The organism is Kitasatospora sp. NPDC058063 (genome assembly GCF_042885395.1).
In the GTDB taxonomy this organism is placed as follows: Bacteria; Actinomycetota; Actinomycetes; order Streptomycetales; family Streptomycetaceae; genus Kitasatospora; species Kitasatospora lactacystinica.
Genome location: NZ_JBHVSD010000032.1, coordinates 1 through 25,683 on the forward strand (window position 1 = coordinate 1; position 25,683 = coordinate 25,683).

21 protein-coding genes are annotated in these 25,683 nt (G+C 71.8%); 5 read left to right on the top strand and 16 right to left on the bottom strand.

The genetic code is table 11. The features are described from left to right. Positions 1 to 352: 352 nt before the first annotated feature. From ACFVUY_RS37405 to ACFVUY_RS37445, 9 genes are all read right to left on the bottom strand, one after another. Complete coding sequence (locus ACFVUY_RS37405; protein WP_359900672.1) at positions 353 to 1,876, bottom strand: CoA-acylating methylmalonate-semialdehyde dehydrogenase; 1,524 nt, start codon at positions 1,874 to 1,876, stop codon at positions 353 to 355. Positions 1,877 to 2,100: 224 nt separating this feature from the next. Next, positions 2,101 to 2,874: a nucleotidyl transferase AbiEii/AbiGii toxin family protein gene (locus ACFVUY_RS37410; RefSeq protein ID WP_387736610.1), complete on the bottom strand. Its 774-nt coding sequence runs from the start codon at positions 2,872 to 2,874 to the stop codon at positions 2,101 to 2,103. Between the two features lie 116 nt (positions 2,875 to 2,990). After that, a complete protein-coding gene (locus ACFVUY_RS37415; RefSeq protein WP_387736611.1) occupies positions 2,991 to 3,422 on the bottom strand; it encodes a hypothetical protein in 432 nt (143 codons plus the stop codon). A gap of 134 nt (positions 3,423 to 3,556) precedes the next feature. Continuing rightward, entirely contained in the window at positions 3,557 to 4,951 is a 1,395-nt protein-coding gene (locus tag ACFVUY_RS37420; RefSeq protein ID WP_387693719.1) for an NAD(P)/FAD-dependent oxidoreductase, read from the bottom strand. A gap of 62 nt (positions 4,952 to 5,013) precedes the next feature. Then, a complete protein-coding gene (locus ACFVUY_RS37425) occupies positions 5,014 to 5,817 on the bottom strand; it encodes an ABC transporter permease (protein ID WP_359900660.1) in 804 nt (267 codons plus the stop codon). Continuing rightward, positions 5,817 to 6,761: an ABC transporter permease gene (locus tag ACFVUY_RS37430; RefSeq protein ID WP_380552081.1), complete on the bottom strand. Its 945-nt coding sequence runs from the start codon at positions 6,759 to 6,761 to the stop codon at positions 5,817 to 5,819. The genes ACFVUY_RS37425 and ACFVUY_RS37430 overlap by 1 nt, the downstream gene beginning before the upstream one ends. Further along, positions 6,758 to 7,900 carry an ABC transporter ATP-binding protein gene (locus tag ACFVUY_RS37435; protein WP_387693718.1) on the bottom strand — a complete coding sequence of 381 codons (1,143 nt, stop codon included), beginning with the start codon at positions 7,898 to 7,900 and terminating at the stop codon, positions 6,758 to 6,760. The genes ACFVUY_RS37430 and ACFVUY_RS37435 overlap by 4 nt, the downstream gene beginning before the upstream one ends. Positions 7,901 to 7,940: 40 nt before the next feature. Further along, positions 7,941 to 9,191 (bottom strand): spermidine/putrescine ABC transporter substrate-binding protein, encoded by a 1,251-nt coding sequence (locus ACFVUY_RS37440; RefSeq protein WP_387693716.1) that lies wholly within the window; start codon positions 9,189 to 9,191, stop codon positions 7,941 to 7,943. A 55-nt stretch (positions 9,192 to 9,246) separates the two neighbouring features. Beyond that, the gene (locus tag ACFVUY_RS37445) at positions 9,247 to 10,758 is read right to left on the bottom strand and encodes a gamma-aminobutyraldehyde dehydrogenase (RefSeq protein WP_387736612.1); all 1,512 of its coding nucleotides are present in this window, start codon (positions 10,756 to 10,758) and stop codon (positions 9,247 to 9,249) included. Positions 10,759 to 11,011: 253 nt separating this feature from the next. On the opposite strand from ACFVUY_RS37445, the gene ACFVUY_RS37450 reads away from it, so the two are divergent. Then, positions 11,012 to 12,664, top strand: coding sequence for a PucR family transcriptional regulator (locus ACFVUY_RS37450; protein WP_387693714.1), 1,653 nt, complete (start codon positions 11,012 to 11,014; stop codon positions 12,662 to 12,664). A gap of 39 nt (positions 12,665 to 12,703) precedes the next feature. Here the strand turns inward: ACFVUY_RS37450 and ACFVUY_RS37455 are convergent, their stop codons facing one another. From ACFVUY_RS37455 to ACFVUY_RS37465, 3 genes are all read right to left on the bottom strand, one after another. Beyond that, positions 12,704 to 13,921, bottom strand: coding sequence for a spermidine/putrescine ABC transporter substrate-binding protein (locus ACFVUY_RS37455; protein WP_387693713.1), 1,218 nt, complete (start codon positions 13,919 to 13,921; stop codon positions 12,704 to 12,706). A 67-nt stretch (positions 13,922 to 13,988) separates the two neighbouring features. Next, positions 13,989 to 15,347, bottom strand: coding sequence for an aspartate aminotransferase family protein (locus ACFVUY_RS37460; RefSeq protein WP_387736613.1), 1,359 nt, complete (start codon positions 15,345 to 15,347; stop codon positions 13,989 to 13,991). A gap of 186 nt (positions 15,348 to 15,533) precedes the next feature. Further along, on the bottom strand, positions 15,534 to 16,979 hold the full coding sequence (locus tag ACFVUY_RS37465) for a gamma-aminobutyraldehyde dehydrogenase (RefSeq protein ID WP_387736614.1): 1,446 nt from the start codon (positions 16,977 to 16,979) through the stop codon (positions 15,534 to 15,536). A gap of 298 nt (positions 16,980 to 17,277) precedes the next feature. Here ACFVUY_RS37465 and ACFVUY_RS37470 point away from each other — a divergent pair, with 298 nt between their 5' ends. The 4 genes from ACFVUY_RS37470 (at position 17,278) to ACFVUY_RS37485 (ending at position 21,295) form a co-directional block, all read left to right on the top strand. Next, a complete protein-coding gene (locus ACFVUY_RS37470; RefSeq protein ID WP_030243538.1) occupies positions 17,278 to 17,751 on the top strand; it encodes an Lrp/AsnC family transcriptional regulator in 474 nt (157 codons plus the stop codon). Continuing rightward, a complete protein-coding gene (locus tag ACFVUY_RS37475; protein WP_359900638.1) occupies positions 17,748 to 19,142 on the top strand; it encodes an aspartate aminotransferase family protein in 1,395 nt (464 codons plus the stop codon). The genes ACFVUY_RS37470 and ACFVUY_RS37475 overlap by 4 nt, the downstream gene beginning before the upstream one ends. A 235-nt stretch (positions 19,143 to 19,377) precedes the next feature. Then, complete coding sequence (locus tag ACFVUY_RS37480; RefSeq protein WP_387736615.1) at positions 19,378 to 20,133, top strand: ABC transporter ATP-binding protein; 756 nt, start codon at positions 19,378 to 19,380, stop codon at positions 20,131 to 20,133. Between the two features lie 10 nt (positions 20,134 to 20,143). Continuing rightward, positions 20,144 to 21,295 carry a hypothetical protein gene (locus tag ACFVUY_RS37485; protein ID WP_387693709.1) on the top strand — a complete coding sequence of 384 codons (1,152 nt, stop codon included), beginning with the start codon at positions 20,144 to 20,146 and terminating at the stop codon, positions 21,293 to 21,295. A 19-nt stretch (positions 21,296 to 21,314) separates the two neighbouring features. Here the strand turns inward: ACFVUY_RS37485 and rlmN are convergent, their stop codons facing one another. The 4 genes from rlmN to pyrH form a co-directional block, all read right to left on the bottom strand. After that, positions 21,315 to 22,415: a 23S rRNA (adenine(2503)-C(2))-methyltransferase RlmN gene (gene rlmN / locus ACFVUY_RS37490; protein WP_359900630.1), complete on the bottom strand. Its 1,101-nt coding sequence runs from the start codon at positions 22,413 to 22,415 to the stop codon at positions 21,315 to 21,317. An 82-nt stretch (positions 22,416 to 22,497) separates the two neighbouring features. After that, a complete protein-coding gene (locus ACFVUY_RS37495) occupies positions 22,498 to 23,721 on the bottom strand; it encodes a phosphatidate cytidylyltransferase (protein ID WP_387736637.1) in 1,224 nt (407 codons plus the stop codon). A gap of 281 nt (positions 23,722 to 24,002) precedes the next feature. Beyond that, a complete protein-coding gene (frr, locus tag ACFVUY_RS37500) occupies positions 24,003 to 24,560 on the bottom strand; it encodes a ribosome recycling factor (RefSeq protein ID WP_359900627.1) in 558 nt (185 codons plus the stop codon). Between the two features lie 98 nt (positions 24,561 to 24,658). Then, on the bottom strand, positions 24,659 to 25,423 hold the full coding sequence (gene pyrH, locus ACFVUY_RS37505) for a UMP kinase (protein WP_329929692.1): 765 nt from the start codon (positions 25,421 to 25,423) through the stop codon (positions 24,659 to 24,661). Between the last annotated feature and the right edge of the window lie 260 nt (positions 25,424 to 25,683).

The window sequence follows — 25,683 nt, forward strand, 5'->3', positions numbered from 1 at the left end:
CCGGTGTCTTCCGGGGCTTGACGCCCTGTCCGACGTTTCAAACTCTAGCCGATCCCCGCTCCGAAAAGCGAATCCGACCGCAACCCAATAAAACGCGCACGCCGAATAAGCACCAGGCCGAGACGCGAAAAGCGAAAACGACCGGCACGAACCGAGAAGTGGTGTTTCAAAGGATTGGCTGCCCCGGGACCGTCCGCGCAGACGCGTGTCCGGTGCTCCCAGCCAGGCAGCTCGAAGAACTGTACGCGCTTCGGCGACGGGATGCAAACGTCGTGCAAAGACCGCTGGCCGGACCCCGGGGGGAGGGGTCCGGCCGGCGGAGCTGTGCGGCTCGGCTGTTGGAGCGGGCGGCTCAGCTGTTGGTGGGGAAGCCCAGGTTGATGCCGCCGTGCGACGGGTCCAGCCAGCGCTGGGTCACGGCCTTGCCCCGGGTGAAGAACTGCACGCCGTCCGGGCCGTACGCGTGGGTGTCGCCGAACAGCGAGGCCTTCCAGCCGCCGAAGGAGTAGTAGGCGACCGGCACCGGGATCGGCACGTTGATGCCGACCATGCCGACCTCCACCTCGAACTGGAAGCGCCGGGCCGCGCCGCCGTCGTTGGTGAAGAGGGCGGTGCCGTTGCCGTACGGGTTGGCGTTGATCAGCGCCAGGCCCTCTTCGTACGAGTCGACGCGCACGACCGAGAGGACCGGGCCGAAGATCTCGTCGTTGTAGACGGACATGCCGGGCTTCACGTGGTCGAACAGCGTGGGGCCGAGCCAGAAGCCGTCGGCCGTCGGGGAGCCGTTGCGGTCCTCGGCGGTGACCGGGTGCTTGCGGCCGTCCACGGCGAGCTCGGCGCCGTCGGCGACGCCGGACTCCACGTAGGAGGTGACCTTGTCCCGGTGCTGGCCGGTGACCAGCGGGCCCATCTCGGAGTCGCCGTTGCAGCCGGGGCCGACCTTCAGGGTGGCGATCCGCTGCTTGATCTTCTCGACCAGTTCGTCGCCGATCGGGTCGACCGCGACCAGCACGGACACCGCCATGCAGCGCTCGCCGGCCGCGCCGAAGCCGGCGTTGACGGCGGCGTCGGCGGCGAGGTCGAGGTCGGCGTCCGGCAGGACCAGCATGTGGTTCTTGGCGCCGCCCAGGGCCTGCACGCGCTTGCCGTAGCGGGTGCCGGTCTCGTAGACGTAGCGGGCGATCGGGGTGGAGCCGACGAAGCTGACGGACTTGACGTCCGGGTGCTCCAGCAGGCGGTCGACGGCCACCTTGTCGCCGTGCACGACGTTGAAGACGCCGTCCGGCAGGCCGGCCTCCTTCCACAGCTCGGCGAGGAAGTTGGCGGCGGACGGGTCCTTCTCCGAGGGCTTCACCACGACGGTGTTGCCGGCCGCGATGGCGATCGGGAAGAACCACATCGGCACCATGGCCGGGAAGTTGAACGGCGAGATGATCGCGACCGGGCCGAGCGGCTGGCGGATCGAGTAGACGTCGACACCGGTCGAGGCCTGCTCGGTGAAGCCGCCCTTGATCAGCTGCGGGATGCCGCAGGCGTACTCCACGACCTCCAGGCCGCGGGCGATCTCGCCCAGCGCGTCGGAGTGCACCTTGCCGTGCTCCGCCACGATGATCGAGGCCAGCTCGTCGCGGCGGGCGTTCAGCAGCTCGCGGAAGGCGAAGAGCACCGTCGTCCGCTTCGCGATCGAGGCGTTGCGCCACTCGGTGAAGGCCGCGGCGGCGGCGGCCACCGCCTGGTCGACCTCGGCGATCCCGGCGAAGTCGACCTGGCCGGCGACCTGGCCGGTGGCCGGGTCGAAGATCTCACCCCGGCGGGGGGCCGCACCGGCGGTGGCGACCGGCTTGCCGCTGATCCAGTGAATGATGTGCTTGCTCAAGGTCCGTCTGCCTCCGAAGTCCCGGGCGGCGTCCTGCCACCGGTCCGGTCTGGCGCCGCCCGCATGGGCCGGGCGCCGGGAAATCACGGGGCTACCGCGTTCGCCTTCCAGTCTGGTGGCCGTTTCCGCCCTGCTCAACGAACAGGCTGACGGGGATCCTGGATTCAGCCTTACAGGTCGTCCGGTCGCTCGGCCGAACGGGCGGCTCCGCCGGGCCGGGAGCCTCAGAGCTCCCCGTCCTCCGGCTCCTCCAGGTACGGGTCGTGCAGGCCGTCCGCCGCTTCCCGGGTCTCCAGCAGGTCCAGCCGCAGGTCCTGGGCCCAGGCGAGCGCCCATCGTTTCCGCCCGCCGACCTCTGCGGCCGGAACGCCCCGGGCGCGGAACCGGCCGTCCGCCGCGTCGGCGAGCGTCTCCAGTCGGTCGGCCAGTGCCGTGGGCTGGAAGTCCGGGTCCAGCTCCCCTGCCAGTGCGATCAGTGCGCCCTCGCGGTAGCAACGGGTGAGGGCGTGGACGTCGATCAGGTCGCGCGGCATGCCCCGGTCCACGAGGAGCGCGGTGGTCAGCGCGGCCGCGTCCTCCAGGGCGACGACCGGCAGCACCACGGGCGGCTCGTCCGGCCCGGGCGCACCGAGGTCGAGGCGGACGGGGCGGTGGCCCAGCGGCTCCTTGCGCAGTTCCACCGAGTGCGAGCGCCCGCCGAGCGCCAGCCGGACGGTGAGCTGCTCCAGCCGCGGTGTGCCCGGCCGCTCGACGGCCTCCCCGCCCGCCGCCCGGTACGCCTCGCGCAGCGCGGCGGCCACCTCCGGCAGGTCGGCGCCGCCGGTGGCCAGGGTCAGCCCGTCCTGCGGGCAGGCCGCGACGCCGTGGGCGCGCAGCGCGTGCCCGCCGGCCAGCGCGAGGCCGTACCGGTCGCAGACGGGTGCGGCCGCGGCGGCCAGGCGCAGCTGGGCGGGGCCCGGGCGGAGGGACGCGTCGACGGCGTGCGGGACGGTGGTCACGCCTCCAGTCTGACGCGGCCGACCGCGCGGCGCGCCACCACCGCCGGGCGCCCCCGCGCACCGCGGGGCGCCGGGGCTCCTCCGGGTGCGCCACCACAGCCGGGCCCCCGGAGGGCTCACCAGCCGCTGAGCCTCGCCGCCGCCTCGTGCAGGGCGAGCTCCAGCAGCATCGGGTCGTTGAGCCGCCCGGAGCCGTCGGGCGGGACCAGCCAGCGCACGCCCCGGCTGCTGCGCCCGGGGTGCGGCACGACGATCCAGGTGCCCTCCCCCGCACCGCGCACACCGGTGCCGATCCAGCGGGCCGCCGTGCCGACGGGCACCAGGAAGCTGACCTGCTCGCCCCCGAAGTCGGTGAGGACCGGGCCGCGGGTGCGCGGGTCCGTGATCTCCAGGGCCGGGTGCCCGAGCCGCCCGGGGACGGAGAGGACGTCCCAGCGTCGGCCGGCCGGCAGCAGCACCAGGCCCAGCCCGGTGCGCTCCCACTGCTCCCGGAAGGACTCCGGGTCCGGTGCCGCCTGGGCGAGCCAGTGCAGTCCGGTGGTCTCCATGTCGTGTCCCCGCTTCTTGCCGTTCGTACTGTTCGGAGACGGCGGGAGGAACGGGACCCGCCGTCACCAAGGAGAGGCGGACGGCGGGTCCCGATTACACGACTATGGGGTGCCCGGTTGGCGGCGGTCGCACTTCAGCTGTCGAAGCCGAGCCCCAGCCGGTCGAGGGTGCGCAGCCAGAGGTTGCGGTGGCCGCCGGTGCGGTCCGCCCGCTCCAGCGACCGGGTGGTGAGTTCGATCCCGGCCCAGCGCACCGGCTCGGGCGGGAACGGCAGCGGCTTGCTGCGCACCATGTCCAGGGAGGTGCGCTCGGTGCGCTCGCCGGCGAGCAGGTCGAGCATCACCTCGGCGCCGAAGCGGGTCGCGCCGACGCCGAGCCCGGTGTAGCCGACCGCGTACGCGACCTTGCCGCGGTACCCGGTGTCGAAGAACGCCGAGAACCGGCTGCAGGTGTCGATGGCGCCGCCCCAGGCGTTGGTGAAGCGCAGGCCCTCCAGCTGCGGGAAGCAGCGGAAGAAGTTGTTGGCCAGGGTGCGGAAGGTCTCCGGCCGCTGGTCGTACTCGTGCCGGACGTGGCCGCCGAAGTGGTAGACCGCGTCGTAGCCGCCCCAGAGGATCCGGTTGTCGGCGGAGAGCCGGAAGTAGTGGAACTTGTTGGCGCTGTCGCCGAGGCCCTGCCGCCCGCGCCAGCCGATCGAGGCGAGCTGCTCGTCGTCGAGCGGCTCGGTCATCAGGGCGTAGTCGTACACCGGGACGATGTACGGGCGGACCCGCTTGAGCAGCGACGGGAAGACGTTGGTGCCGAGGGCGACCTTGCGGGCGAAGACCCGGCCGTACGGGGTGCGGACGGCCATGCCGCTGCCGTGCTCCCGCAGGTCGGTGGCCCGGGTGTGCTCGAAGATCCGCACGCCCTGGCCCAGGCAGGCGTCCTTGAGGCCCCAGGCGAGCTTGGCGGGGTGGACCATCGCCACGCCCTCCTTGTCCCAGAGGCCGCCGAGGAAGGTCGGCGAGTTCACCTCGGCGCGCAGCTGGTCGGCGTCCAGGACGGTGATGTCGAAGCCGTACCGGGCGACCGCCTCGGCGATCTCGTGGAGCTCCTCGACCTGGTGGGGCTGGGTGGCGACGTCGATCTCGCCGGTGCGCTCCCATTCGGCGTCGATGCCGTAGCGCTTGAGGGTGGCCTCGATGCCGTCGAGGTTGGCGGCACCGAGGCGTTCCAGCTGGGCCAGTTCGGACGGCCAGCGGTCCAGGCCGTTGCCGAAGCCGTGGGTGAGGCTGGCCGCGCAGAATCCGCCGTTGCGCCCGGACGCGGCCCACCCGACCTCGTTGCCCTCGACCAGTACGACGTCCAGCGAGGGGTCGCGTTCCTTGGCGATGAGGGCGGTCCACAGGCCGGAGTAGCCGCCGCCGACGACCAGCAGGTCGCAGGTGGTGTCGCCGACCAGGGCGGGCAGCGCCGCCGGCCGGCCGGGATCCTCCAGCCAGAAGGGGGTGGGCCTGGCGTCACTGAGTGCGCGGGCGGAATCCATGCATTATCAGCCACTTTCTACGAATAGATGACGTATGACGTGCCACCGCTGCCGACCGTACGTCAGGCGGTGGCCTTCCGGCGGTTGCCCAGCCACTGGCCGACGACGGTCAGCACCACGGCGGCGAGGAACATCGCGGTGCCGATGACGTTCACCTGCACCGGGATGCCGCGCTGCGAGGCGCCCCAGACGAACATCGGGAAGGTGACCGTGGTCGGCCCCGAGTTGAACTGGGTGATGATGAAGTCGTCGAAGGAGAGCGCGAAGCTGAGCAGCGCGCCCGCCGCGATGCCGGGCGCCGCCAGCGGCAGGGTGACCCGCAGGAAGGTCTGGGTGGGGGTCGCGTAGAGGTCCTGGGCGGCCTGTTCGAGCCTCGGGTCCATGCTCATCACGCGCGCCTTGACCGCCGTCACCACGAAGCTGAGGCAGAACATGATGTGCGCGATGAGGATGGTGGTGAAGCCGAACGGGATGCGCATGTTGAGGAAGAGCGTCCCGAGCGAGGCGGCCATGACCACCTCGGGCATGGCCATCGGCAGGAAGATCATCGCGGTGGTGGCCGAGCGGCCGCGGAAGCGGTAGCGGGCCAGGGCGAAGGCGACCATGGTGCCGAGCACGGTGGCGCCGATGGTGGCGAGCACCGCGATCTGCAGGCTGAGCGAGAGCGACTGGCACATGTCGGCCACGCCGCAGGGGTTGGTCCAGGCGTCGGTGGAGAACTCGTTCCACTCGTAGTTGAACTTGCCCACCGGCTTGTTGAACGAGAAGGCGAGCACGACCAGGTTGGGCAGCACCAGGTAGGCGAGGGCCAGCAGGCCGGCCAGCACCACCAGGCGGGCGCGGATCCATGTGAATATCCGGGACATCAGACCAGATCCTCCGTCCCGGCCTTGCGCATGTAGACCGTCACCATGCCCAGGATCAGGGCCATCAGGATGAAGCTCAGCGCGGCCGCCGTGGGGTAGTCGAGCACGTTCAGGAACTGCTTCTGGATGCCGTTGCCGACCATCTGCTCGCTCGGCGAGCCCAGCAGCTGGGCGTTGATGTAGTCGCCGGAGGCCGGGATGAAGGTCAGCAGGGTGCCCGCGACCACGCCCGGCAGCGAGATCGGGAAGGTGACCTTGCGGAAGGTGGTGAACGGCCGGGCGTAGAGGTCGCCGGCCGCCTCGTGCAGGCGCGGGTCGATCCGCTCCAGCGAGGTGTACAGCGGCAGGATCATGAACGGCAGGAAGTTGTAGGTCAGGCCGCAGACCACCGCGAGCGGCGTGGCCAGCACCCGGTCGCCGTCGGTGAGGCCGAGCAGGTTGGTGACGTCCAGGACGTGCAGCGCGTTCAGCGCGCCGACCACCGGGCCGCCGTCGGACAGGATGGTCTTCCAGGCCAGCGTGCGGATCAGGAAGCTGGTGAAGAACGGCGCGATGACCAGGATCAGGATGACGTTGCGCCAGCGCTTGCTCGCCTTGAAGGCGATCGTGTACGCGAGCGGGTAGCCGACGGCCAGGCAGAGCACGGTAGCGACGGCGGCGTAGGAGAACGAGCGCAGGAAGTGCCACTTGTACTCGACCAGGGCGTCCCAGTAGGTCGAGAAGTGCCAGGTGACCTTGAAGCCCTCTTCGAGGGAGCCGGTCTGCAGCGAGGTCGACCCCTGGTAGAGCATCGGGACGGCGAAGAAGATCACCAGCCAGGCGATGCCGGGCAGCAGCAGCCAGTACGGGGTGAGCTTGCGCTTCGGCCGGCGCTCCGCCGGTTGCGGGGAGCCGCCGTCGGGGGGTATCGCCCGGGACGGCGCGGCCGGGGTGGTGGCGGTCATGCGGCCTCCTCCCCGGTGCCCGCGTCGATCGCCTGTGCGGCGTCCAGGGCGAAGGAGTGCGCCGGGTTCCAGTGCAGCTGGACGGCGGCGCCGGGGACGATGCGGGCGTCGCGCTCCATGTTCTGCTCGAAGACGGTGACCTCCTGGCCGCCGTCGGTGCGCACCACGTACTGGGTGGAGACGCCGATGAAGCTGGAGTCGAGCACCGTGCCGGTCAGCCGGTTGCGGCCGTCGGCGACCTGCTCGGAGGCGTGGGTGATGGTGATCTTCTCCGGGCGCACGCCCAGGTGGACGCGCTTGGCGTCGGTGGTGCAGCGCGCCTTCGGCACGGCGAGGCGGGCTCCGGCCGCGCTGAGCAGCAGGTCACCGCCCTCGGTGCCGGTGACCTCGGCGGGCAGCAGGTTGGACTGGCCGAGGAAGTTGGCCACGAAGGTGGTGGCGGGGTTCTCGTACAGCTCGGCGGGGGCGCCCAGCTGCTCGACCCGGCCGCCGTTCATCACCGCGATGGTGTCGGCCATGGTCATGGCCTCCTCCTGGTCGTGGGTGACGTGCACGAAGGTGATGCCGACCTCGGTCTGGATCCGCTTGAGCTCCAGCTGCATCTGGCGGCGGAGCTTGAGGTCGAGCGCGCCGAGCGGCTCGTCCAGGAGCAGCACCTGCGGGTGGTTGATCAGCGCGCGGGCGACCGCGACGCGCTGCTGCTGGCCGCCGGAGAGCTGGTGCGGCTTGCGCCGGGCGTACTGGCCGAGCTCGACCAGCTCCAGCATGTCGTCGACCTGCTTCCTGACGTCCTTCCTGCCGCGCCGGCGCAGGCCGAAGGCGACGTTCTCGAAGATGTCCAGGTGCGGGAAGAGCGCGTAGCTCTGGAAGACGGTGTTCACCGGCCGCTTGTACGGGGGCAGGGCGGTGACGTCCTGGCCGCCGATCAGGACGGTGCCGCTGGTGGGCTCCTCCAGGCCGGCGATCATGCGCAGGGTGGTGGTCTTGCCGCAGCCGGAGGCGCCGAGCAGGGCGAAGAAGGAGCCCTGGGGGACGGTCAGGTCGAGCGGGTGGACGGCGGTGAAGGAGCCGTAGGTCTTGCCGATTCCGGTGAGCCGGACGTCGCCGCCGACGGCCGCGTCGCGCTGCTGGTCTGTCATGGGGTGGTGTCTTCCTGGGATTCTCTGCCGGGAGGTGGGGTCAGGCGCCGATGAGCTTCGAGAACTTCTGCTCGAAGTCGCTCTCCTCGCTCTCGGAGAGCGTGCGGAACACGTGCGCCTTGACCGCCATCTCGGGGGTGGGTACGACCAGCGGGTTGGCCGCGGTGTCCGGGGCGATGCCGGCGAGCTCGTCCTTCATCCCGGTGACGGCGGAGACGAAGCCGATGCCCGCGACCAGCTGCGCCGCGATCTTCGGCTGATAGTAGAAGTCGATCAGCTTCTCCGCGTTCGCCTTGTGCCGGGCCTTCGCCGGAACCAGCATGTTGTCGGTCGAGGCGATGTAGCCCTTCTCCGGGATGACGAACCCGATGTCCGGGTTGTCGGCCTGCAGCTGGATCAGGTCGCCGCCCCAGGCGATGCAGGCCGCGATGTCGCCGGCGGAGAGCTCCTGGCCGTAGTCGTTGCCGGTGAAGCGGCGGATCTGCTTGCTGTCGACGGCCTTCTGCAGCCGGGCGACCGCGCCGTCGTAGTCGTCGGCGGTGAACCTCGCGGTGTCCTTGCCCTGGTCCAGCAGGACCATCCCGATGCTGTCGCGCATCTCGGACAGGAAGGTCACCCGGCCCTTGAGGTCGGGGTCGTCCAGCAGCTGGGAGACGCTGGTGACCTCCTTGCCCCTGGTCGCCTTCCGGTTGTACGCGACGACGGTCTGGATGCCGGCCCACGGGTAGGAGTAGAGCCGCCCCGGGTCCCAGTCGGGGGCGCGGAAGCGCGCCTCGATGTTGGTGATCGCGGTGGTGACGTTCGCCGGGTTGAGCTTCTGCGCCCAGCCGAGCCGGATCAGCCGGGCCGCCATCCAGTCGGTGAGCACCATCAGGTCGCGGCCGGTGTCCTGGCCCGAGGCGAGCTGCGGCTTGACCTTGCCGAAGAACTCGACGTTGTCGTTGACGTCCTCGTTGTACTTGACCTTGATCCCGGTGGCCTCGGTGAAGGCGTCCAGGGTGCCGTGCTTCTCCTTGTCCTTCTCGTCCGTGTCCACGTACAGCGGCCAGTTGGAGAAGGCGACCTCCTTCTGCGACCCCGAGAGGTCCTCGGCGGCGTTCGCGGTCGAGTCGCCGGTCGCCCGGGGGGCCGCCGGGATGCCGCAGGCCGCCAGGGTGCCCGCCCCGGCGGTCAGCGCGGCGGCGCGCAGCAGGGTGCGGCGGCCGAGCGCGGCCCGGCCGCTGGTCAGACTGCGTTCCCAGGCCCTGCGGACCGGTTCGGGCAGACCGTCGGTGAGCTCGTTGAACGCCATGGAACGGGCCTCCTGGGGGAGATGGGGTGTGGGGGGCACCCGCTTGGGCCGGGGGTTATCTGTCTCCGAAGACGGTGCGGTGCCAGTCCTTGCGGGCCACCGCGGTGGTGTCGAACATGACGTGCTTCACCTGGGTGTACTCGTCCAGCGAGTACTGGGACATGTCCTTGCCGTAGCCGGACGCCTTGTAGCCGCCGTGCGGCATCTCGCTGATGATCGGGATGTGGTCGTTGACCCAGACGCAGCCGGCCGCGATCTCCCGGGTGGCGCGCAGCGAGCGGTGCACGTTGCTCGTCCAGGCGGAGGCGGCCAGCCCGTACGGGGTGTCATTGGCCAGCCGCAGGCCCTCGTCGTCGCCGTCGAAGGGCAGCACGACCAGCACCGGGCCGAAGACCTCGCCCTGCACGACCTCGCTGTCCTGGGCCGCGCCGGTGATCAGGGTGGGCGGGTAGTACGCGCCCCGGGTGAGGTCGTGGCCGTCGTGGCCCCGCTCCGGGACCCGGCCGCCGGTGACCACGGTGGCGTACGAGCGGGCGCGCTCCACGAAGCCGGCCACCCGGTCCCGGTGAGCGAACGAGACCAGCGGGCCGAGGTCGGTGCGCGGGTTCAGCGGGTCACCGATCCGGATCGCCGCGAACAGCTCGGCCACCCCGGCCGTGAAGGCGTCGTACAGCGGGCGCTGGACGTAGGCGCGGGTGGCCGCCGTGCAGTCCTGGCCGGCGTTGATCAGCGAGGCCGCGACCGCTCCGTGCACCGCGGCGTCCAGGTCCGCGTCGTCGAAGACCACGAACGGGGCCTTGCCGCCGAGCTCCAGGTGGGTGCGCTTGACGCTCGCGGTGGCGATCTCGGCGACCCTCCTGCCGACGCCGGTGGAGCCGGTGAAGGAGACCATCGCGACGTCCGGGTGCCCGACCAGGTGCTCGCCCGCGGTGCGCCCGGCGCCGGTGACCACGTTGACCACGCCGTCCGGGATGCCCGCCTCGGTGCAGGCCCGGGCGAACATCAGCGAGGTCAGCGGGGTCAGCTCGGCCGGCTTGAGCACGATGGTGTTGCCCGCGGCGATCGCCGGGAGGATCTTCCAGGCGGCCATCTGCAGCGGGTAGTTCCACGGCGAGATCGAGCCGACCACGCCGACCGCCTCGCGCCGCACGTAGGAGGTGTGGTCGCCGGAGTACTCACCGGCCGCCTTGCCCTCCAGGTTGCGGGCGGCGCCGGCGAAGAAGGCGGCGTTGTCGACGGTGCCGGGCACGTCGAACTCGGTGGCCAGCTTGACCGGCTTGCCGGTCTGCGCCGTCTCCACCCGGGCCAGGTCGTCGGCCGCCCCGGCCAGGACGGCGGCCAGCCGGGTGAGCGCCTCGGAGCGCGCGCCCGGGGTGGCCGAGGACCAGCCGGGCAGGGCGGCCCTGGCGGCGGCGACCGCGGTGTCCACGTCCTTGGCGGTGGCCAGCGCGACCTGCTCGACCACGCTGCCGTCGGCGGGGTTGACGACCTGGAAGGGGTCTCCGCTCCCCCGGGTCAGGCGGCCCGCGATGTACTGCGCGCCCGGGCCGAAGTCGGTCAGGTCCATCTGGTTCCTCCAAGTGCCGTGGTTCGACCGCTGCGGGGTCACGCGTCCGCGGTGGGGGTCTGCGGTCCCGCTGACCTTGCCTGCTGCGGGGTTGGGGTGACAAGGGTCACTTCGACAACCTCGGCACGAAGGGCCTTACAGGGTGCAAGGGTGCGGGCAGGGCAACACCTCGTCGGGGGGATGGATGATTTACCTGACACTCTGATCACCCGGAGCCCCCGCTCCGGCCCCCCACCGGCCCCGGAGGCCCGCGATGCTCCCCACCGTCGCCCGAGTCCTCGACCTGGACGTGATGCGGCGCGGCCTGCCCCAGGTGGTGGCCGGCGCCGACCACCTGGAGCGGCCGGTCCGCTGGGTCCACGTCAGCGAGCTGCCCGACGTCGCCGGGATGCTCCGCGGCGGCGAGCTGGTGCTGACCACCGGCATCGCCCTGCCCGAGGACCGCGAGGGCCTGGCCCGCTACGTGCGCGAACTGGACGAGGTCGGGGTGGCCGGCCTGGTCGTCGAGTTCGGGCGGCGCTACTTCGACTCGCTCCCCCGCGCCCTGGTCAACGCCGCCGAACAGCGCGGCCTGCCACTGATCACGCTCCGCCGCGAGCTGCGCTTCGTCGCCGTCACCGAGGCCGTGCACGCCCTGGTGGTCAACGCCCAGCTGGAGCAGCTGAGGATCTCCGAGTCCGTCCACCAGGTCTTCAACGAGCTCGTGGTGGAGGGCGCCGAAGCGCCCGAGGTGATCCGCCAGGTGGCCCGGATGGCCGGCGCCCCGGTCGTCCTGGAGAACCTGGCCCACCAGGTGCTCGCCCACGACACCGCCGGGCGCCCGGAGGCCGAGGTGCTGGAGGACTGGGAGCGCCGCTCGCGTGGGGTCCGCCCCGCCGGACGCACCGGCCACGACCCGCGCAGCGGCTGGCTGGTCACCGCCGTCGGCGCCCGCGGCCAGGACTGGGGCCGGCTGGTGCTGGTGCAGGAGCCCGGCCCGCTGCCCGAGGGCGAGGCCCACCCGCACGCCATGCTGCTGGAGCGCGGCGCCTCCGCGCTGGCACTCAACCGGCTGGTGGTGCGCGACCGGGAGAGCCTGGAACGGCAGACCCATCGCACCCTGCTGTCCGGCATCCTCACCCACGCCCTGACCGTCTCCGAGGCGGCGCTGCGCGCCCAGGCCCTCGGCGTTCCGCTGGAGGGCCGCCGGCTGGTCGGCGTGGTGCTGCGGCAGCGGCGCGGACCGATCCCGGCCGCGCTGGAGGCCCAGGCCCGGCTGCGCGACTTCACCGAGCTGGCCGCCGGCGCAGTCCGGGCCTGCCGGCTGACCGCCCTGGTCGGCGCGCTGGACGACGAGGCCGTCGGCCTGCTGGTCGCGCTCGGCACCCAGCAGGACGAGCACGCCGCGCTGGACGCCCTGTCGGCCGCGCTGCGCCGGATGTCCGCCGAGGCCGGACGGGACGGCGGCGACCCGGCGGGCCCGGTGGTCGCCGTCGGCTCCTCGGTCGGCTCGGTGCGCGACGCCCGGCGCACCCTGCTGGAAGCCACCCAGGTCGCCGACGCCGCCCTGCACGACGCGCCCGGCGGCCGCAGCTCCTCCTACTACCGGCTGCCGGACGTCCGGCTGCGCGGCCTGCTCCACCTGCTGCGCGACGACGCCCGGCTGCAGACGTACGTGGAGCGGGAGCTGGGCCCGCTACTGGCCCACGACGCCGAGCACAACGGCCAGTTGGTGCAGATGCTGCGGATCTACCTGGAGCAGGGCCGCAACAAGTCGGCCGCGGCGGACGCGGCGCACCTGTCCCGGCCGTCCTTCTACGACCGGCTGCACAAGGTCGAGCGGATCCTCGGCGTCGACCTCGACCAGGTGGAGTCCTGCCTCTCCCTGCACGTGGCGCTGCTCGCGCTGGACGCCGTCCGGCGCTGAGCGGGGCGCGCGCCCCGGGGCGGCGCCGGGCCCCGCGCGTCACACCCCGGTGATGCGCCCCCAGACCTTGTGCAGCTCGGGCCGCTCGGCCGAGGTGACGTCGCGCATGGTGTGCAGCCGGGCCCGCATCTCCTCGGTCGGGAACACCAGCGGGTTCTCGGCGAGTTCCGCCTTCTCCTTGTCGCCGCTGGCCGCCAGCACCTCGCGGGCGGCCGGCACCGGGCAGATGTACTGGACGAACGCGGCGAGTTCGGCCGCCACCTCGGGCTGGTAGTAGTAGTCGATCAGCAGCTCGGCGTTGCGCTTGTGGGCGGCCCGGTTGGGGATCATCAGGCTCTCCGCCCACAGCTCGCCGCCCTCCTCCGGCACCACGAACTCGATGTCCGGGTTCTCGGCGGTCAGCTGGACGGCGTCGCCGGAGTAGGCCTGGCAGGCGAGCGCCGCACCCGAGGCGAGGTCGCTGGTGTAGTCGTTGCCGGTGAAGCGCCGGACGTGGCCGCTGTCGACCACCTTCTGCACCAGGTCCATCGCCTTGCGCGCGTCGTCGTCGCCGAACTTCGCGATGTCCGCGCCCTGGGAGAGCATCAGCAGCCCGAGTGCCTCGTCCAGCCCGGCGAACAGCGTGACCCGGCCCTTGAGGTCGGGCGCCCACAGGTCGGCGGTGGACCTGATCTCCCGGCCGAGCGCCTTGCGGTTGTAGGCGATGCCGGTGATCCCGGACTGCCAGGGCACGCTGCGCCTGCGCCCGGGGTCGAAGGCCGGGTCGGCGAGCTGCGGGTCCAGGTTGGCCGTGACGTTGGGCAGGTTGGCCCGGTCCATCGCCTGCACCCAGCCCAGCGAGACGTACCGCCCGGCCATCCAGTCGCTGATCACCATCAGGTCCCGGCCGGGGGCGGCGCCCTGGGTGAGCACCGGGCTGATCTTGCCGAAGAACTCGTCGTTGTCGTTGATGTCCTCGGTGTAGCCGACCTCGATCCCGGTCCTCTCGACGAAGGCGTCCAGGGTCGGGCGCCCGCCCGCGTCGTCGGTGTCGATGTACTGGGTCCAGTTGGAGAAGGCGAGCCGCTTGTCGCTCTCCGAGCGGTCCGGTGCCGAGCGGCGGTCCTCGGCCACGTACGCGGACGGGATGCCGCAGCCGGTCAGGGTGCCGGCGCCGAGCAGCGCGGCCCCGCCGAGCACGGAACGCCGGCGGATGCGTGCCGGCCCCTGCGGGCGGTCGGCGACGGAGCGACGGGTCGGGGTGGTGCTGCTGGACATGAGCGGCCTTCCGGAGCGTGGGACGGCCCCGGGCACACGGGTGCTCGGGGCCGTCCTGGTAGGTACGTCAGACAGTGTGCGCGTCGGTGAGCGTCAGCACCTCGTCCAGCACCGCGAGGCCGGTCTTGGCCTCCTCCTCGGTGACGGTGCACGGCGGGACGACGTGGAAGCGGTTCATGTTGACGAACGGCCAGAGCCCGCGCTGCTTGCAGGCGGCGGCCAGCTCGGCCATCGGCGCGTTGCCGGCGCCGGCCGCGTTGTAGGGCACCAGCGGCTCGCGGGTCTCCCGGTCCTTCACCAGGTCGAGCGCCCAGAACACGCCGAGGCCGCGGACCTCGCCGATCGACGGGTGCCGCTCGGCCAGCTCGCGCAGGCCGGGGCCGAGCACGTTCTCGCCGATGTGCCTGGCGTTCTCGACGATGCCCTCCTCCGCCATCGTGTTGATGGTCGCCACCGCCGAGGCGCAGGCCAGCGGGTGGCCGGAATAGGTGAGCCCGCCGGGGAAGGCCCGCTCGGCGAAGGTGGCCGCGATCTCGGCGCTGATCGCCACGCCGCCCAGCGGCACGTAGCCCGAGTTGACGCCCTTGGCGAAGGTGAGCAGGTCCGGGGTGACGCCCCAGTGGTCGGCGGCGAACCACTCGCCGGTGCGGCCGAAGCCGGCCATCACCTCGTCCAGGATGAACACGATCCCGTAGCGGTCGCAGATCTCCCGCACCCCGGCCAGGTAGCCCGCCGGCGGGACCAGGACGCCCGCGGTGCCGACCACGGTCTCCAGGATGACCGCCGCGACGGTGCCGGGCCCCTCGAACGCGATCACCTGCTCCAGGTGCTCCAGCGCGCGCTCGCACTCCTGCGCCTCGTTCTCGGCGTGGAAGTTGGAGCGGTACGGGTACGGCCCCCAGAAGTGCACCACGCCGGAGACGCCGCCCTCGTTGGGCCAGCGCCGCGGGTCGCCGGTGAGGGCGATCGCGTTGGCGGTGGCGCCGTGGTACGAGCGGTAGGTGGACAGCACCTTCTGCCGGCCGGTGTGCAGCCGGGCCAGCCGGATGGCGTTCTCGTTGGCCTCGGCGCCGCCGTTGGTGAAGAAGATCTTGTCCAGGTCACCGGGGGTGCGCTCGGCGATCAGCCGGGCGGCCTCGCTGCGCGACTCGACCGCGAAGCCGGGGGCGATGGTGCAGAGCTTCGCCGCCTGCTCCTGGATCGCGGCGACCACCCTCGGGTGCTGGTGACCGATGTTGGTGTTGACCAGCTGCGAGGAGAAGTCGAGGTAGCGGTTGCCGTCGTAGTCCCAGAAGTACGAGCCCTCGGCGCCGGCCACCGCGAGGGGGTCGATCAGTGCCTGGGCGGACCACGAGTGGAAGACGTGCGCGCGGTCGGCCGCCTTGACGGCCTGGCCGGCGGCTGAGTCAGCGGTGGGAATGCTCATGCCGGTAAGGCTAGGGCGGCCCGTCCCCGAAGGGCAGTTCCATCGTGTCAGCCGGTCACGCCAACCGCCGACAGGATGCAAAGACACAGGGCCCGGGTCGAGAAGACCCGGGCCCATGGTCGGTTCAGCCGACTATTGGCGATCAGATCAGATCGCGGTCATACAGCACCGACCGTCACGACCCGCTCAGATCGCGGTCATGACGTGCTTCACGCGGGTGTAGTCCTCGAAGCCGTACGCCGACAGGTCCTTGCCGTAGCCGGACTTCTTGAAGCCACCGTGCGGCATCTCGGCGACCAGCGGGATGTGGGTGTTGATCCAGACGCAGCCGAAGTCGAGACGGCGCGACATCCGCATGGCGCGGGCGTGGTCCTTGGTCCACACCGAGGAGGCCAGCGCGAACTCGACGCCGTTGGCGTACGCGACGGCCTGGTCCTCGTCGGTGAACTTCTGCACGGTGATGACCGGGCCGAAGACCTCGTTCTGGATGATCTCGTCGTCCTGGCTCAGGCCGGAGACGACGGTCGGGGCGTAGAAGTAGCCCTTGTCGCCGACCCGGTGGCCACCGGCCTCGACCTTGGCGTGGGCGGGCAGCCGCTCGATGAAGCCGGAGACCTGCTTCAGCTGGTTGGCGTTGTTCAGCGGGCCGTACAGCACGTCCTCGTCGTCCACGCCGCCGGTCTTGGTCTCGGCCGCGGCCTTGGCCAGCGCCTCGACGAAGGCGTCGTGGATCGACTCGTGCACCAGCACGCGGGTGGCGGCGGTACAGTCCTGGCCGGCGTTGAAGTAGCCCGCGACCGAGATGCCCTCGACGGCCTCGGCGATGTCGGCGTCCTCGAAGACCACGACCGGGGCCTTGCCGCCCAGCTCCAGGTGGACGCGCTTGACGTCCTTGGAGGCGGACTCGGCGACCGAGATGCCGGCGCGCACCGAGCCGGTGATGGAGGCCATCGCCGGGGTCTTGTGCTCGACCATCAGCCTGCCGGTCTCGCGGTCGCCGCAGATGACGTTGAAGATGCCGGCCGGCAGCTCCAGCTCCTTGAGCACGCCGCCGATGATCTCGGCCAGCAGCACGGTGGAGGCCGGGGTGGTGTCGGAGGGCTTCAGCACGACGGTGTTGCCCGCGGCGATGGCCGGGGCGAACTTCCAGACGGCCATCATCATCGGGTAGTTCCACGGCGCGACCTGGGCGCAGACGCCGACCGGCTCGCGGCGGATGATCGAGGTCATCCCGTCCATGTACTCACCCGCGGCCTTGCCCTCCAGCATGCGGGCGGCGCCGGCGAAGAACCGGATCTGGTCCACCATCGGGCCGATCTCCTCGGAGAGGGTCAGCGCGCGGGGCTTGCCGGTGTTGCGCACCTCGGTGTCGACGATCTCGTCGGCGCGGGCCTCGACCGCGTCGGCGATCTTGAGCAGCAGCTTCTGGCGGGTGCTGGGGGTGGCGTCGCGCCAGATCGGGAACGCGGCGTCGGCGGAGGCCATGGCGGCGTCGACGTCAGCGGCACCGGACAGCGGCGACGTCGCGTACACCTCGCCGGTGGTCGGGTCGACGATGTCGAGCGTGCGGCCGTCGGCCGCGTCGACGAACTCACCGTTGATGTAGTTGCGCAGCGCGCGAAGGTCGCTCACGGATCTCTCCTCGGTCTGGGCCTGCGGCATTGCAGATTCCGGCGCAATGGTACGTCGGCGGATCCGGCGTACGAAGGGTTCCGAGTGGCCGCGACCGGAGCGGCGCGGTCCACTGGTGGCGGTACGCGCAGCGGCCCTCGGGGTCGCGCGCGTACCGTGCCAGGGTAGCCGCACGACTGCCGGTATCGACAGGGCGAGCTCGCTTCAGCGATGAAATCCGCATGCGTTTTCCAAGATCACGACGAAATCAGCAGCTTCCACGCTTGCGAACACGGGAACGATCAGGCACAGTGGCCGCGTGGCCAACCGCGACCGGAACGCCAGCGTTCCCCTCGACGCCGCCTCCAAGGCGATCATCGAGCAACTCCAGGAGGACGGGCGCCGCCCGTACGCCGCCATCGGCAAGGCCGTCGGCCTGTCCGAGGCGGCCGTGCGGCAGCGCGTCCAGAAGCTGCTCGACCAGGGCGTGATGCAGATCGTCGCCGTCACGGACCCGCTCACCGTCGGCTTCACCCGCCAGGCGATGGTCGGAATCCGGGTCGAGGGCGACATCGAGCCCGTCGCCGACGCGTTGGCCGCCCTCGACGAGGTCGACTACGTCGTCTGCACCGCAGGCTCGTTCGACCTCCTGGCCGAACTGGTCTGCGAGGACGACGAGCACCTGCTCGAACTGATCAACAAGCGCATCCGCGCCCTTCCCGGCGTGCGGAGCACCGAGAGCTTCGTTTACCTGAAGCTCCGGAAACAGACCTACACCTGGGGCACCCGATGACAGCCGACCCGGCGCAGAAGGACCTTTCCAAGACCGCCTACGACCACCTGTGGATGCACTTCACCCGCATGTCGTCGTACGAGAACTCCCCCGTGCCGACGATCGTCAAGGGCGAGGGCACCTACGTCTGGGACGACAAGGGACGCAAGTACCTCGACGGCCTCGCCGGCCTGTTCGTCGTCCAGGCCGGCCACGGCCGTGAGGAGCTCGCCGAGGCCGCCGCCAAGCAGGCCAAGGAGCTCGCCTTCTTCCCGGTGTGGAGCTACGCCCACCCGAAGGCCGTCGAGCTGGCCGAGCGCCTGGCCAACTACGCCCCGGGCGACCTGAACAAGGTCTTCTTCTCCACCGGTGGCGGCGAGGCCGTCGAGACCGCCTGGAAGCTCGCCAAGCAGTACTTCAAGCTGACCGGCAAGCCGACCAAGTACAAGGTCATCTCGCGCGCCGTCGCCTACCACGGCACCCCGCAGGGCGCCCTGTCCATCACCGGCCTGCCGGGCCTGAAGGCCCCGTTCGAGCCGCTGGTGCCGGGCACCCACAAGGCCCCGAACACCAACATCTACCGCGCCCCGGCCTTCCTCGAGGGCCCCGACGGCACGGTCGACCCCGAGGCCTACGGCCGCTGGTGCGCCGACGAGATCGAGGTGGCCATCCTCAACGAGGGCGCCGAGACCGTCGCCGCCGTCTTCGTCGAGCCGGTGCAGAACGCCGGTGGCTGCTTCCCGCCGCCGCCCGGGTACTTCCAGCGCCTGCGCGAGATCTGCGACCGCCACGACGTGCTGCTGGTCTCGGACGAGGTCATCTGCGCCTTCGGCCGCCTGGGCACCATGTTCGGCGCCGACAAGTTCGGCTACCAGCCCGACATGATCACCTGCGCCAAGGGCATGACCTCGGGCTACTCCCCGATCGGCGCCACGATCATCTCGGACCGCCTCGCCGAGCCGTTCTACAAGGGTGACAACACCTTCCTGCACGGCTACACCTTCGGTGGTCACCCGGTCTCCTCCGCGGTGGCGCTGGCCAACCTCGACATCTTCGAGCGCGAGGGCCTGAACCAGCGCGTCCTCGACAACGAGGCCGCCTTCCTGGGCACCCTGAACAAGCTGCGCGACCTGCCGATCGTCGGCGACGTCCGCGGCAACGGGTACTTCTACGGCATCGAGCTCGTCAAGGACAAGGTCACCAAGGAGTCGTTCAACGACGACGAGGTGGAGCGCGTGCTCTACGGCTTCCTGTCGAAGGCCCTCTTCGACAACGGCCTGTACTGCCGCGCCGACGACCGTGGCGACCCGGTCATCCAGCTGGCCCCGCCGCTGATCTCCGACCAGTCGACCTTCGACGAGATCGAGCAGATCCTGCGGACCAGCCTCACCGACGCGTGGGCGAAGATCTGATCCCCTGAGCCTTCTTCCCCACCCTCCGCCGAAGGGCGGCCCCGCTCCCCGCGGGGCCGCCCTTCGGCGTGCCCGGCCCGGTTTCCCACCCCCGGAACATCACAGTCGTACGACCAAACATGCCTGAATGCGGGTGATTTGCCCGTGATGGACCAGAGCGCCGCCACCGCGACCAGCCCCCGTCGTTCTAATCTGACGACTGTCATATCCCTGCGGCCACCCAGGATGGATCCTCATGTCAGCGGCACCGCCTGACAACGACGTGCTGTGGGCCCGAGGGATCGTCAAGTCCCATGACGGCACCCCCGCCCTGCGCGGCATCTCGATCGGCGTCCGCGAGGGCGAGGTGCTCGCCGTCACCGGCCCGCGCGGCTCCGGCAAGAGCACCCTGCTCGGCTGCCTCTCCGCGCAGCTCCCGGTCGACGAGGGGGAGGTCTGGTTCAACAGCGCCCCCGTGCACACCCTCGCCCGGGCCGGCCGCGAACGGCTGCGCCGCGACCGCTTCGGCTTCGTCGGCTCCGAGCCCCACCTGGTGCCCGAACTGACCGCCCGGGAGAACGTCGCGCTGCCGCTGCTGCTCGCCGGGGCCGGCAACAAGGCCGCCTACACCGCCGCCGACGAGTGGCTGGAACGCCTCGACGTCGGCGACTGCGCCCGGCTGCGGCCCGAGCGCCTGCTCCAGAGCCAGCGCCAGCGGGTCGCCGTCGCCCGCGCCCTGGCCCCGCTGCCGCCCGTCGTCTTCGCCGACGACCCCACCGCCCCGCTGCACCGCGAGGCCGCCGACCAGGTCATGCGGATACTGACCAGCGCGGCCCGGTCCCACCAGCTCACCCTCGTCCTGGCCACCCACGACCCCGAGCCCGTCCGGTTCGCGGACCGCGCCGTCGCCCTCGTCGACGGACGGCTCACCGCCCCCGCCGCGCCCGTCCCCCGCGGCATCACCGCCCCCGGGGCCGCCGGAGCGCCCGCCGTCACGGCCACCCGCCGCTGAAAGGGTCGACGTGTTCTATCTCCGTCTGGCCCGGGGCTACCGGGTGCCCGACCTCGGCCGCTGGCTGCTCACCGCAGCGGCCGCCGCCGTGGTCGCCGCCTTCCTGCTGCGCTCCCTCGGCCGGGCGATGAGCGAGCAGACCGGCGGCGCCGACCCGCTGGTCCGGCTGCTCTGGTGCCTGCCCCCGCTCGCCGCCCTCGCCTGGTTCGCGGCCGTCGCCGCCCGCGCGGTGCCCGCCCGCCGGCCCGAGCGGATCGCCGGCCTCACCGCCGCCGGGGCCGGCTCCCGCCGCATCCGGACGCTGATCGCCGGCGAGGTCGCACTCGCCTGCACCCTCGGCAGCGTGCTGACCCTGCTGCTCTTCCTGGTGCTGCGCAACGACGTCGCCGGACCCGCGCTCGCCGCCGACCTCGGCATGGGCGTGCCGCTGCCGCCCGCCGCGCCCCTCGCCCTGCTCGCCCTGGTCCCGCTCACCGCCGCCGGCGCCGCCGCCTGCGCGGTCTCCGTCACCGACACCCTGCCCGGCGGCCGTACCCCCGCCCCGACCGGCTTCGGCGTCTGGCGGATCGCCCTGGCGACCGGGCTGGGCGTGATCGGCGCCGCGCTCGAACTCATCGCCCTGCGGCCCGGAGCCGCCGTCGACGGCCGTCCGATCCACCTGCCCGCCGGGCTCGGCTCCACCAGCACCGCCGCCCTCTTCGGCTGGGCCGCCAGCGCGCTCGGCCTCGCGCTGCTCACCGGCCCGCTGCTGGCCTGGGCCGGACGGCTGCTCGCCGTCGGGCGGCCCACCCCGCTGCGGCTGCTGGCCGGGCGCGGCCTCACCGCCCAAGCCCGCCGGCTCGGCGCGCCGCTGGCCGTGCTCACCCTCGCCGTCGCGCTGGTGCTGACCACCGTCCGCTACTGGATCGGCACGCCCGACAGCGCCGACGCGCTGCCCGCCGTCGAGGCCTGCCTGGTCCTCGGCTGCGCCGCCGCCGCGGTGGTCAACCGGCTCGCCGAGGTCCGCACCGACCGACGCGGGGTCACCCACGCGCTGCTGCGCCTCGGCACCTCGCCCCGACTGCTGTTCGGCGCGGTCGCGCTGCGCACCCTCGCGGTGGGCAGCACGCTGCTGCTGACCGGCGGGGCGACCGCCGCACTGGCGGCCGCCGGACTCCGCTAGCGGTCTCCCGGAACGGGCCTCAGCCCGCCGCGGCGAGCTGGCCGCAGGCGCCGTCGATCTCCTGGCCACGGGTGTCGCGGACGGTCGTCGGCACGCCGTGCGACTGGAGGCGGCGGACGAACTCGCGCTCGTCCTCCGGCCGGGAGGCCGTCCACTTGGACCCGGGGGTCGGGTTCAGCGGGATCAGGTTGACGTGCACCCGGCGGTTCTTGATCAGCCGGCCGAGCAGGTCCGCCCGCCAGGCCTGGTCGTTGATGTCCTTGATCAGCGCGTACTCGATGGAGATCCGGCGGCCGGACTTCTCCGCGTAGTTCCACGCCGCGTCCAGCACCTCGGCGACCTTCCAGCGGGTGTTCACCGGCACCAGCTCGTCGCGCAGCTCGTCGTCCGGGGCGTGCAGCGACAGCGCCAGACGGCAGCTGAGGCCCTCGTCGGCGAACCGGTGCATCGCCGGGACGAGACCGACGGTGGAGACCGTGATGCCCCGCTGGGACAGGCCGAAGCCGTCCGGCGCCGGGTCGGTCAGCCGGCGGATCGAGGCCAGCACCCGGTTGTAGTTGGCCAGCGGCTCGCCCATGCCCATGAAGACCACGTTGGACAGCCGCGCCTCGCCGCCCGGGATCTCCCCGGTCTTGAGCGCGCGCATCCCGGCGGCGATCTGCTCGACGATCTCGGCGGTGGACAGGTTGCGGGTCAGACCGGCCTGGCCGGTGGCGCAGAACGGGCAGTTCATGCCGCAGCCGGCCTGCGAACTGATGCACATGGTGACCCGGTCCGGGTAGCGCATCAGCACGGACTCCACGAGCGTGCCGTCGAAGAGCTTCCAGAGCGTCTTGCGGGTGGCGTCGTCGTCGCAGGAGACGTGCCGGACCACCGACATCAGCTCGGGCAGCAGGCTCCCGGTGAGCTTCTCCCGGCTGGCGGCGGGGATGTCCGTCCAGCTCGCCGGGTCGTTCGACATCCGGCCGAAGTAGTGGTTGGAGAGCTGCTTGGCGCGGAACGGCTGCTCGCCCAGCTCGGCGACGGCCTCCTTGCGCTCGGCGGGGCTCAGGTCGGCGAGGTGTCGCGGGGGCTTTGCGCCGCGCGGCGCGACAAAGGTGAGTTCTCCGGGCTTAGGCATGGTTGTTCCAGTGTCGCAGACGCGCGAGGGCCCCGGACGCCAGGCGTCCGGGGCCCTCCCTGGTACGTCTCGTACGCGCCGGTCAGCTGCCGACGAACGCGGCCAGCAGCAGCCAGACCACCGGGGCGGTCGGCAGGAGCGAGTCCAGCCGGTCCATGATGCCGCCGTGGCCGGGCAGCAGCGTGCCCATGTCCTTGATCCCGAGGTCCCGCTTGATCATCGACTCGCCCAGGTCGCCCAGGGTCGCGGTGACCGCCGCGCAGCCGCCCAGGATCAGGCCCTGCCACCAGCTGCCGCCGTCGATCATCAGCTGCATCAGCAGGGCGCCCGCCAGCATCGACAGCGCGATGCCGCCGGCCAGGCCCTCGCGGGTCTTGCCCGGGCTGATCGTCGGGGCCAGCTTGGTCTTCCCGAACTTGTAGCCCACCGCGTACGCGCCGGTGTCGCTGCAGATCGTCACGATCAGGAAGAGCACGATCCGCTGGGGGCCGTCGTCGGCCGCCAGCATCATCGCCACGAAGGTGGCCAGGAACGGCACGTAGAAGGCCGTGAACACGCCTGCCGTTATGTCCCGCAGGTAGTCCTCCGGCGGCTCGGCCATCCGCCAGACCATCACCGCCAGCCCGGTCAGCGCCAGCGCGGCGGCCGCCCACTGGATGCCGGACCAGTAACCGGTGGCGACCATGGCGACGCCGCCCACGACCAGCGGGATCAGCGGCGCCTTGATCTGCTTGCGCTCGGAGAGACGGCTGGTCAGCTCCCAGACGCCGACCGCGACCGCGGCCATCACGACGACCAGGAACAGCGCCTTCACCACGAACAGCGAGGCGACGATCACCGCGCCCAGACCGACGCCCACGCCTATGGCGGCCTGGAGGTTACGGCCACCGCGCTGCTTGGGCGGCTGCGGCTGCGGGGCGGACTGGGCGGCCACGGGTGTCTCCTGCCCTGGGTGGGACGACGGCACGAAGTGGGGCTGCCCGACCGCCGAGTGGTTCGCCGGCGGCGCGGGATGCACCGGTGCCCCCGGGTGCGGCGGGGTGCCGCGGCCGGGGGCGGGAGGGACGTCGTCGGATATCGCGCGCAGCACGACCGTCTCCGTCACGCCCGGCGGCGCCGGCTCGGGCCGGTCCTCCCGGAACAGCGGGCCGTTCAGCCGGCCGGACTCCCTGCCCTGCCCCTCGGCGGGCCCGGCCGGGCCACCGGTGGCGGGCCGGCCGTGGGCCGGGGACCGACCGTGGACGGCGGACCGGCCGCGGGCGGGCGCGCCGGGCGGCGGACCGGCCTCGGCCGGCACGGGAGGCATGACCTGAGTCTCCTCCGCGTCGCCGCCCCAGTACACCGGAGGCTGCTGCGACTGATCCGAACGGAGGCCCGGCGCCCCGTGGGCGACGCCCGGCGCGCCCGGGGGCACGGCGTGGCCGCCCGGGTGGCCGGGGTGTCCCTGGGCCGGCGCCGGCTGCGCGCCGTACCCCGGCACCGGATGGGCCGGGGTACGGGCGGCCTGCGGGTGCGGCGCCGGGTGGTGGGGCTGGAACTGCTGGTCGGACGGGCCCCAGTAGCCGGGGGCGTCAGGGGCGTCGTTCATCAGACCTCGAGCAGCTCGGCTTCCTTGTGCTTCAGCAGCTCGTCGACCTGGGCCACGTACTTGGCCGTGGTGTCGTCGAGCTCCTTCTCGGCGCGGCGGCCGTCGTCCTCGCCGACCTCGCCGTCCTTCACCAGCTTGTCGATGGCGTCCTTGGCCTTGCGGCGCACCGCGCGGATCGACACCTTGGCGTCCTCGCCCTTGGTGCGGGCGATCTTGATGAACTCCCGGCGGCGCTCCTCGGTCAGCTCGGGCAGCACCACGCGGATGATCGAACCGTCGTTGGACGGGTTGACGCCCAGGTCGGAGTCGCGGATCGCCTGCTCGATGGCCTTCAGCGCGGTCTTGTCGAACGGCGAGACGACCGCCATCCGCGGCTCCGGCACCGAGAAGGAGGCCAGCTGGTTGATCGGCGTCACGGCGCCGTAGTACTCCGCGACGATCTTGGCGAACATCGCCGGGTGCGCACGGCCGGTGCGGATGGCCGCGAGGTCGTCCTTGGCGACGCCGACGGCCTTCTCCATCTTCTCCTCGGCCTCGAGGAGGGTCTCTTCGATCACTGTGGTCTCCCTGTCCGGTTCATCTGCTGTTGTCCCGACCGGTGTCGGCGCGGTGGCCGGTCCCGGCGTCGGCGCCGTCCAGTACGGCTGGTTGCTGCTCAGGCCCGGACAGAATCCTGGCTGATGAGTGTGCCGATCTTCTCACTCTTCACCGCGCGCGCGATATTGCCCTCCGCCAGCAGTTCGAAGACCAGCATCGGAAGGTTGTTGTCCTTGCACAGCGTGATCGCGGTGAGGTCGGCGACCTTGAGGTCGCGCGCGATGACCTCGGAGTACTCCAGCGCGTCGAACTTGACCGCGTCCGGGTTCGTCCGCGGGTCGGAGTCGTAGACGCCGTCCACGCCGTTCTTGCCCATCAGCAGGACGTCGGCGTGGATCTCCAGGGCGCGCTGGACGGCCGTGGTGTCGGTGGAGAAGTACGGCATGCCCATACCGGCGCCGAAGATCACCACACGGCCCTTCTCCAGGTGCCGGACGGCCCGCAGCGGCAGGTACGGCTCGGCGACCTGGCCCATGGTGATGGCGGTCTGGACCCGGGTCTCGATGCCCTCCTTGACCAGGAAGTCCTGCAGCGCCAGGCAGTTCATGACGGTGCCGAGCATGCCCATGTAGTCGGAGCGGGCCCGGTCCATGCCGCGGACCTGGAGCTCGGCGCCCCGGAAGAAGTTGCCGCCGCCGATGACCACCGCGACCTCGGTACCGGCACGGACGACGGTGGCGATCTCCCGGGCGATCGCGTGCACGACGTCCGGGTCGACGCCGAGCCCGCCGCCACCGGCGAAGGCTTCACCGGACAGCTTGAGCAGCACCCGGCGGCGCGAGCCGTCCCTGGGGTCCTGCGCGGTCTCCTGCGTCTCCTGCATGGACTTCTCCTTTTTGCACCTACTGGTCACAGGCGCGGGTGTGCGGATGCCCCGCCTGCGCGTACACGAGAGGAGGCCACTGCCGCGGGAACCGGTTCGGTGTCCTGCACGGCAATGGCCTCCTCGTCGTTCATGGTGCCGACGCGAGCCCGCCCGTTGGGGATAGGCGCGGGGTGAGCCCGTTCGGCGTTCCTCCCGCCCCGATCAGCGGGCGGGGGCGGTTCCCAGCGTAAAGGGGCCGGGGACCAGGTGGAACGTGG